Source organism: Aurantimonas manganoxydans SI85-9A1 (assembly GCF_000153465.1).
Classification (GTDB): Bacteria; Pseudomonadota; Alphaproteobacteria; order Rhizobiales; family Rhizobiaceae; genus Aurantimonas; species Aurantimonas manganoxydans.
On the sequence record NZ_CH672387.1, the window covers coordinates 3,866,743 to 3,875,934 of the forward strand.

Genomic DNA, 9,192 nt, shown 5'->3' on the forward strand with positions numbered 1-9,192 from the left:
CGACGGCAATGGCGATTGCTGCGAAACTACCGCGGCTTAGGGCCGGCCGTAGCCGCCCGGCGTCGGCGTCGTGACGATCACCGCCTCGCCGGCCTGCAGCACGGTCTGGTCGCAACCTTCGAGCCGTTCGACGCTGCCATCCGCGCGGCGGATCTCGGTCTTTCCCATCTGGCCGTCCTCGCCGCCGGCGATGCCCCGCGGCGGCAAAGTCCGGTGCGACGACAGGATGGCGCAGTCCATCTCCTGCAGAAAGCGGATGGTGCGCTCGGTGCCGTCACCGCCGGCCTTCTCGCCGCCGCCGCCGGAACCAGCCCGGATATGAAAATCCTCCAGCACGACCGGATAGCGCATCTCCAGGATCTCCGGATCGGTGAGGCGCGAATTGGTCATGTGCACATGCACGCCCGACGTGCCGGCGAAGCTGGTGCCGTCGTTCATGCGACCGGCCGGCGAGCCCGAGCAGATGGTCTCGTAATACTGGTAGCGTGCGTCGCCGAAGGTCAGGTTGTTCATCGTACCCTCCGAGTTCGACAGCGCGCCGAAGGCGCCGAACAGCGCATTGGTGACATGCTGCGAGGTCTCGACATTGCCGGCGACGACGGCGGCCGGATAGACCGGCTTGAGCATCGAACCGTCCGGCACGACGATGCGGATCGGGCGCAGGCACCCGGCATTCATCGGGATCGGCTTTTCCACCATCACGCGGAAGACGTAGAGGACCGCGGCCCGCGTCACCGGCTCGGGCGCGTTGAAGTTGTTGGCCATGGACGGCGAGGTGCCGGTGAAGTCGACCGTCGCCTCGCGGGCCTCCCGGTCGATGGTGATCGCGACCTTGATGATCTGGCCGGAATCGGTCGGATATTCGTAGGCACAATCCTCCAGCCCGTCGATGAGCTGGCGCACTGCCTCGGCAGCGTTGTCCTGGACGAAGCCCATATAGGCGCGGGCCGTGTCGAGGCCGAAGGTCTCGACCATCTTGCGCAATTCGGCGACGCCCTTCTCGTTGGCCGCGATCTGCGCCTTCAGGTCGGCGACGTTCTGGTCGGGATTGCGGGCCGGATAGGGATGGTTGGTCAGGGCCCGGCGCAGTTCCTCCTCCTGGAAGATGCCGCCATCGACGAGGCGCAGATTGTCGATGAGGACGCCCTCCTCGTCGACCCTGGTGGCGCGCGGGGTCATCGAGCCCGGCGCGATGCCGCCGACATCGGCATGGTGGCCGCGCGAGGCGACGTAGAACAGGATCGTCCGCTTCGCGTCGTCGAAGACCGGGGTGACGACGGTGATGTCCGGCAGATGGGTGCCGCCATTATAGGGCGCGTTGAGGGCGAAGACGTCGCCCGGCCGGATCGCCTCCCGGTTCTGGGCGATGATCGTTTCGACCGAGCGGTCCATGGAGCCCAGATGCACCGGCATGTGCGGGGCGTTGGCGACAAGCGCGCCGGTGGCGTCGAAGACGGCGCAGGAGAAATCGAGCCGCTCCTTGATGTTCACCGAGGAGGCGGTGTTCTGCAGCGTCACGCCCATCTGCTCGGCGATCGACATGAACAGGTTGTTGAACACCTCCAGCAGCACCGGATCGGCACCCGCCTCGCCGGAGCCGGCCCTGGCCGTGCCGAGCGCGGCATGGCGGGCCTTCTTCTCTGTGCGGGTCAGGAGGACGTCGTTGTGGACGGTGATCCCCGCCGACCAGCCCGGCTCGACGACGATGGTCTGGTTGGGCTCGACGATCAGCGCCGGTCCGGCGATGCGGGCGCCCAGTTCCAGCGCCTCGCGGCGGAAGATACCGGCCTCGCGCTCGGCCCCACCGGTGTAGATGCGGCCGGTCTCGGAGGCTTCCGCCTCATAGGCCGCGACATTGCCCTCGCTCGCGTCGACGACCGTGTCGCGGCGCTCGGCGCCTTCCACCGACACGTTCTCGACGACGATCGGGCGATCCTCGTAGACGAAGCCGAACTGCGCCCGGTGGGCGTCCTCGAAGGCCGCGCGGGCGGCCGCGAAATCGCCGGTATGGACGACCGGCAGCATCGTGTCGGTGCCGTCATAGCGCAGTTGCAGCAGCAGTGTCGTGTCGACGCTCTCGTCGGCGACGCCCTGGGCGGCGAGTTCGCCGGCCACGGCCTTTCCGAGCTCCGCCGCCAGCGCGTCGATGGCGTCGCGGGACGCCTCTTCCAGCGGCGCGACCAGCGCCTGGCTGCGCGAGGAGAATAGCGAGGACAGGCCGATGCCGTAGGCCGACAGGAGGCCGGACATGGGGTGGATCAGCACCCGCTCCATCGACAGGGCGTCGGCGACAAGGCAGGCATGCTGGCCACCGGCGCCGCCGAAGGAATTGAGCAGGTAGCGCGAGACGTCGTAGCCGCGCTGCACCGAGATCTTCTTGATGGCGTTGGCCATGTTCTCGACGGCGATGGTCAGGAAGCCCTCGGCCATCTGCCGCGGATCGCGATCCTCGCCGAGCGTCGCCGCCATCGCCTTGAACTTTTCGGCGACGATGCCGGCGTCCAGCGGCTGGTCGCGGCCCGGCCCGAACACTGCCGGGAACAGCTCCGGCTTCAGCTTGCCGAGCATGACGTTGGCGTCGGTCACCGTCAGCGGCCCGCCCTTGCCGTAGGCCGCAGGCCCCGGATGCGCGCCGGCCGAATCCGGGCCGACCTGGAAGCGGCCCTGGTCGAGATGCAGGATCGAGCCGCCGCCGGCAGCCACCGTGTGGATGCGCATCATCGGCGCGCGGATACGCACGCCCGCAACCTCCGAATCCAGCGCCCGCTCATAGGAGCCGGCATAGTGGGTGACGTCGGTCGAGGTGCCGCCCATGTCGAAGCCGATGACCTTTTCCTCGCCGGCCAGGCGCGCGGTTTCGGCCATGCCGACGACGCCGCCGGCGGGGCCCGACAGGATCGCGTCCTTGCCCTGGAAGAGGTCGGCGGCGGTCAGTCCGCCCGACGACATCATGAACTGCAGCGACGGCGCGGCGGCATCTTCTGTGCTGGCGCCGAGCGCGCCGGCGACGCGGCTGACATAGCGCGACAGGATCGGCGTCAGATAGGCGTCGACGACCGTGGTGTCGCCGCGCCCGACGATCTTGACCAGCGGGGAGACCTCGTGGCTGACCGAGATCTGCGAGAAGCCCGCTTCTTCCGCCAGGGTGCGGGCGCGCTGCTCGTGGGCCGGATAGCGCCAGGAATGCATGAAGACGATGGCGACGGCGTCGATGCCGTCGGCCTTGGCGGCCGCCAGCGCGTCGCGCGTGCCCGCCTCGTCCAGTTCGCGCTCCAGCGTGCCGTCGGCCAGCACCCGCTCGCCGACTTCCGCCACCCGCTCGTAGAGCTGCTCGGGCAGGATGATCTCCTTGGCGAAGATGTCGGGCCGGGCCTGATAGGCGATCTTGAGCGCATCACGGAAACCGCGGGTGATGAGCAGCAGCGTGCGGTCGCCCTTGCGCTCGAGCAGTGCGTTGGTGGCGACTGTCGTGCCCATGCGCACGGTGCCGACGCGGTCCGAGACGATCGGCGCGTCGCTGGCGAGGCCGAGGAGGTCGCGGATGCCTTCGAGGGCGGCGTCCTCGTAGACGCCGGGATTTTCGGAGAGCAGCTTGCGCGGATGCAGGCCCCCGTCGGGATCGCGGCCGATGATGTCGGTGAAGGTGCCGCCCCGGTCGATCCAGAAGTCCCACTTGCCGCTGTTGACTGCACTCATCTTCGGCACTCCGCTCAAGATTTCATCTTTATCGGCGATTTATCGACAGATTATCAGCGTGTTTGACGAAGGGCAATTTTCGTGGAAGTCTTTCTTCCGGAAACAGCCATGGAGACTGCGATGAAGCATCTGTCGACGATTACGCTAGCCGCCACTCTGGTCCTGCCGGGCGCGGCCCTTGCCCAGACCGCCTGGGACATGCCGACCCCCTATGCGGAAGGCAATTTCCACGAGAAGAACATCGCCACCTTCATCGAGGAGGTGAACGGCGCCGCCGGCGACGCGGTCCAGATCACCCAGCACCCGAACCAGTCGCTGATCAAGCATCCCGACATCAAGAACTCGGTCCGCGACGGCATCGTGCCGATCGGCGAGTTGCTGGTCTCGCGGCTCGAGAACGAGAACCCGATCTACGGCGCCGATTCCGTGCCGTTCCTGGCCACCAGCTACGACGAGGCGAAGAAACTCTACGACGCCCAGAAGCCGATGATGGAAGAGGTGCTGGCCAAGGACGGCCTGAAGCTTCTGTTCTCGGTGCCGTGGCCGCCGCAGGGCCTCTACACCAAGCAGGCGGTGGATTCCGTCGCAGAACTCGGCGGCAAGTCGTTCCGCGCCTACAACACCTCGACCGAGGCGATCGCCAACGAAGCCGGCATGGTACCGACCCAGATCGAGGCCTCGGACGTGCCGACTGCCTTCTCGACCGGCCGCGTCGAGGCGATGATGACCTCGCCCTCCACCGGCGTCGACACCAAGGCCTGGGACTTCCTGTCGAACTACTACGTTCTCAACGCCTGGCTGCCGCGCAACATGGTGATCGTCAACCAGGCTGCCTTCGACGCCCTGTCGCCGGAGGCCCAGACCGCCATCACCGAAGCGGCGGCCGCCGCCGAAACCCGCGGCTGGGAGGCGTCCGTCGCCGAGACCGAAGCGGCCACCAAGACGCTGTCGGAGAACGGCATCGCGGTCGAGGAGCCGTCCGAGCAGATGAAGGCGGACTTCCAGAAGATCGGCGAGACGCTGACCGAGTCCTGGAAGCAGTCGGCGGGTGAGCCGGGTGCCGCCCTGATCGAGGCCTATCGCAACTGATCATTGCTCCCGTGAGACGGGCGGCGTCCATCGTCGCCCGTCTCTTGCCCCGAGCCTGCCCGTCAACCCGCCCGGAGCACCGATGCGTCGGATTCTCGATACGATCTACAGCGTGGCCGGCGGCATCGCCGCCTTCTGCCTTGTCGCCATCCTCGTCCTTGTCGCGCTGCAGGTGGGCGCCCGGCTCCTCGATTTCGCGCTGATCAGCCTCGGCGCGACGCCGACCCGCTTCGCTGTGCCTTCGCTCGCCGAGATCGCCGGCTTCCTCTTGGCGGGCGCCACCTTCCTGGCCCTGGCCGACACGCTGGCCCGGAACGTCCACATCCGCGTCGACCTCGTCACCCAGCGCCTGCCCGAGCGGGCGCGCCAGAATGTCGACGGCATCGTTGCGCTGCTCGGCGCCGGAATCGCCCTGTTCGGCGCCTATGCCACCGGCGGACTCGCGCTGAAGAGCTTCAGCTACGGCGACGTCTCCTACGGGATGATCGCCGTGCCCCTCGCCTTGCCCCAGGCGACACTGGCGCTGGGCCTGTTCATCCTCGCCATCGCCCTCGTCGACGAGGCCGTGCTGGCGTTTCGCGGCATGGATCGCATCGCCGGCAGCGGAGGCGGCGTCTGATGGGCGTGTTCGAAGTCTCGCTGCTGCTCGTCGTCGTCCTCTTCGGCGCGCTCGCGTCGGGCCTGTGGGTCGCACTCGCGCTGACGTTGACGGCGCTCGCGGCGCTGCTCACCCGGCCGGCGCTGCCCGACGCACAGATCCTCGCCACCTCCTTCTGGTCGGCCTCCACCTCGTGGGACCTCACCGCCCTGCCGATGTTCATCTGGATGGGCGAGATCCTGTTCCGCTCGAAACTGTCGGAGGACCTCTTTGCCGGCCTCGCGCCGCTGATGCGGCGGCTGCCGGGCCGCCTGATCCACGTCAACATCGTCGGCTGCGCCATCTTCGCGGCGATCTCCGGCTCGTCGGCCGCCACCACCCAGACCATCGGCAAGATCTCGCTGCCGGAACTGAAGGAGCGGGGCTATGACGAGCGCATCGCCATGGGCTCGCTGGCCGGCTCGGGCACGCTGGGCCTGCTGATCCCGCCCTCGATCATTCTCATCGTCTATGGCGCGGCGGTGGAGGAATCGATTGCCCGGCTGTTCATCGCCGGCGTCGTGCCGGGCATCGTGCTGGCGCTGTTGTTCATGGGCTATGTGGCGCTCATCACCACGCTGAAGCCCTCGCTGATCCCGGCCGCGGCCGACGTCATCGTCGAGGAGAGCGCCTTCCGCTCGCTCGGCCGCATCCTGCCGACGATCCTGCTGATCGCCGGCGTCATCGGCTCGATCTATGGCGGCATCGCTTCGCCGACCGAGGCGGCGGTGATCGGCGTCACCCTGGCGCTGGTCATCGCGCGGGCGCAGAATTCGCTGAACTGGCAGAGTTTCCGCGAGGGTCTGATGGCGGCGACGCGGGTGTCGGCGATGATCGCCTTCATCCTTGCCGGCGCCGCCGTGGTCACCACCGCCATGGGCTTTACCGGCCTGCCGCGGGAACTCGCCACCTGGATCGGCTCGCTCGACCTGTCGCCCTTCGCGCTGCTGGCCGCGCTGACGGTGTTCTTCATGGTGCTCGGCTGCTTCCTCGACGGCATTTCCATGGTGGTGCTGACCACTTCCGTGATCATGCCGCTGGTGACCCAGGCCGGCTTCGACCTCGTCTGGTTCGGCATCTATCTCGTCATCGTCGTGGAGATGGCGCAGATCACGCCGCCGGTCGGCTTCAACCTCTTCGTCATCCAAGGTCTGACCGGCCAGAACATCTTCAAGATCGCCGCCGCCACGGCGCCGTTCTTCGGCCTCCTGGCGCTGATGGTGGTGCTGCTGGCGGTATTCCCCGATCTCGCGCTCTATCTGCCCCGCACGATGTTCTCCGGAGGCTGACCATGGCCGGCGGGACTGACGACACCAACCCCGAAGCCTCATCGCCCGCAGGACCGGGAGGCTTCGGCCCGATTGTCTCCTCGGCGCATCTGGCCGATGGCGCCATGCCGGCGCTGTCGGAGGTCGAGTTCGGGATGATCCTCGCCAACCATGCGTTCGAGCGCTGGATGATCCGCTGCATGACGGCGGCCGGCCAGCCCGGCCTGACAGCGACGGAGATCCTCGTCCTCCACACGGTCACCCATCGCGGCAAGCCCAAGCGCCTCGCCGACATCTGCCTCGTGCTGGGCATCGAGGACACGCATCTGGCGACCTATGCGATCCGCAAGCTGGAGGCGAAGGGGCTGGTGGCGCGCGAGAAATCGGGAAAGGAACGGCTGATCGCGATCACCCCCGAGGGCGAAACCGCCTGCCGCCGCTACAAGGATCTACGCGAACGCATCCTCGTCTCCGGCGCCGAGGAACTCGGCATTTCCCCCGAGGCCATGACCAACGTCGCCCGCCTCCTGCGCGTCCTGTCGGGCCATTACGACCAGGCCGCCCGCACCGCAGCGAGCCTCTGAGGCGCTCATCCGGTCGCGGATGCGGCAATCGACCCTGACAAGTGCGACAGGCCCTCCGAACGACAGGATGGAGCGATAATTTGCGTTCCGTCCAAGATCATTGCCGCGGCGGACCCCGGCTCCGGCGCCGGGCACGTCACCCACGCCGCTATCTGTTCGGCAAGCGGCGGTCCTGCTCCACGGAGATATGAATCCGGTTGCGGCCGGCGGCCTTTGCCTCAAGGAGGGCTGCATCGGCGACCTGAACGAGGCGGCTTCTGGCACAATGTTCCGGCGCGCTTGCAAGACCGAGGGAAACGGTGATCGGCCCCAGCACCTCCCCCTCATGGTTGATTGTCAGGGCGTTGATTGCCTGGCGAACGACTTCGCCGCGCTCGCGGGCCTGCTCGCAGTCGAGGCCCGGCATCAGCAGGACGAACTCTTCGCCACCATAGCGAAACACCATCCCCGCCTCACGCGTGACGCCGGTCAGCGTCTCGCCCACGGCGCGCAGCACTGCGTCTCCTGCATCGTGGCCGTGATCATCGTTGAAGCGTTTGAAATGGTCGATATCGAGCATCACGCAACTGAACGACCGTCCGAGCCGCTCGGTTTCCGCCACCTCGAAGGCGAAGCGGCTATCGAGGGCCCGCCGGTTGGCGAGCCCCGTCAGGGGGTCGGCCATCGCCATCTCGCGCAACGTCTCGCGCAGGCGCAGATTGGCCAGAGCCAGGCCGATGTTCTCGGCCAGCATCTTCAGATAGATCTCGAGCGTCTGGTTCGGGTCGTAGTCCTCCCCGTCACGCGGCTCCAGATAGAGAAGGCCAAGCGTCTGGCGCTGGGACGTCAGCGGCAGGCAGATGGAATCCGCCGGTGCCCCGTCAGCGAAGTCGAGATGCTCGCAGGGGACATCGATCTCGATGCCTGCATGACGGTGAGGAACGCCGCGGCGCAATGCCCAGCAGCCGATCGGCGCAAATTCGATGCGCGAATGGACCGGCGACAGCCAGGAGCAGCCCGCGATCATCATGTTGCGGGCGTGATCCAGCAGATAGAGCCGCCCTGCCAGCGCCGGGGCGATCTCCGGCATGAACCGCTGGACGACTTCCTCGAGCCCCTGCTGGGTGTCGCAGGCCTGCATACGCTGGGTCATCCGCGCCAGCAGGTCCCGCATGGCAAGATCCGCGCTGCGCTCGCGCTCCAGCCGTTGCCGTTCGAGCCCGTTCTCGCGGAATACGCGGATGGCCTGGGCCATGTCGCCGATCTCGTCGATCTTGTCATAGGCCGGAGGCTCAACGTCGTAATCCTGGGCCGCGAGCCGTGCCACCACGTCGCTCAGCTTGACGACCGGGTGCAGCACCCGCCGCTTGAACAGGAAGTACAGGACGAACAGAAACAACAGGGCCGTCGTTCCGAGGGTCACCTCGGAGGCCAGCCGCCATACCCGCGAGACATTGGTCGCGGCATCGACCGCCGCGGCGGTGCGTTGATCGAGCTGATACTGGAACCGCTCGATCAGCCTCTCGGCCCGGTCGAGCTCGCGCTCATATTCGGCGCCGAACATGATGCTGCGGGCGCGATCCTGCTGCCCTTGTCCGTAGGCCTCGATCGCCGCTCGCTGTTCGTCACGGAGCGTATCGGCCCAGCGCAGCGCTTGCTTGAGCAAATCCAGCTCTTCCGGGCTCGCACCGGCCTCGCTGATCCGGCGGGTCCGGTTCTCCAGCGACTGGAGCGCCTTCTCCTCGCGGTCATAGACGATGAGATGGGTCGGATCGCCGGTGATGACATATTGCCGCGCCTGACCGGTCAGCACATACATCTCGGCGCCGATCGCCGACGTGGCATGGTCGAGCCGGTAACGCTGGGCAACCGCGGCGCGCTCGCGTTCCTGTACGCCCGACGCCAGAAGCATCGTGCCACCCGAGATCAGGGTGAGGAC

At 67.3% G+C, this 9,192-nt stretch carries 6 protein-coding genes; 4 read left to right on the forward strand and 2 right to left on the reverse strand.

Going from position 1 to position 9,192, the window contains the following annotated elements:
* Positions 1 to 36: 36 nt before the first annotated feature.
* Entirely contained in the window at positions 37 to 3,696 is a 3,660-nt protein-coding gene (locus SI859A1_RS18185) for a hydantoinase B/oxoprolinase family protein (protein ID WP_040325995.1), read from the reverse strand.
* Positions 3,697 to 3,816: 120 nt separating this feature from the next.
* On the opposite strand from SI859A1_RS18185, the gene SI859A1_RS18190 reads away from it, so the two are divergent.
* The 4 genes from SI859A1_RS18190 to SI859A1_RS18205 all read left to right on the forward strand — a co-directional run bounded on the left by SI859A1_RS18190 (position 3,817) and on the right by SI859A1_RS18205 (position 7,274).
* On the forward strand, positions 3,817 to 4,785 hold the full coding sequence (locus SI859A1_RS18190; RefSeq protein WP_040326736.1) for a TRAP transporter substrate-binding protein: 969 nt from the start codon (positions 3,817 to 3,819) through the stop codon (positions 4,783 to 4,785).
* Positions 4,786 to 4,867: 82 nt separating this feature from the next.
* Positions 4,868 to 5,404: a TRAP transporter small permease gene (locus tag SI859A1_RS18195; protein WP_040325996.1), complete on the forward strand. Its 537-nt coding sequence runs from the start codon at positions 4,868 to 4,870 to the stop codon at positions 5,402 to 5,404.
* Positions 5,404 to 6,711: a TRAP transporter large permease gene (locus tag SI859A1_RS18200; protein ID WP_009211142.1), complete on the forward strand. Its 1,308-nt coding sequence runs from the start codon at positions 5,404 to 5,406 to the stop codon at positions 6,709 to 6,711. The genes SI859A1_RS18195 and SI859A1_RS18200 overlap by 1 nt, the downstream gene beginning before the upstream one ends.
* Before the next feature lie 2 nt (positions 6,712 to 6,713).
* Positions 6,714 to 7,274, forward strand: coding sequence for a winged helix DNA-binding protein (locus SI859A1_RS18205; protein ID WP_009211143.1), 561 nt, complete (start codon positions 6,714 to 6,716; stop codon positions 7,272 to 7,274).
* A gap of 148 nt (positions 7,275 to 7,422) precedes the next feature.
* Here the strand turns inward: SI859A1_RS18205 and SI859A1_RS18210 are convergent.
* Positions 7,423 to 9,192, reverse strand: a 1,770-nt coding sequence (locus SI859A1_RS18210; RefSeq protein WP_040325997.1) for a diguanylate cyclase, incomplete at its 5' end; no start/stop codon positions are given.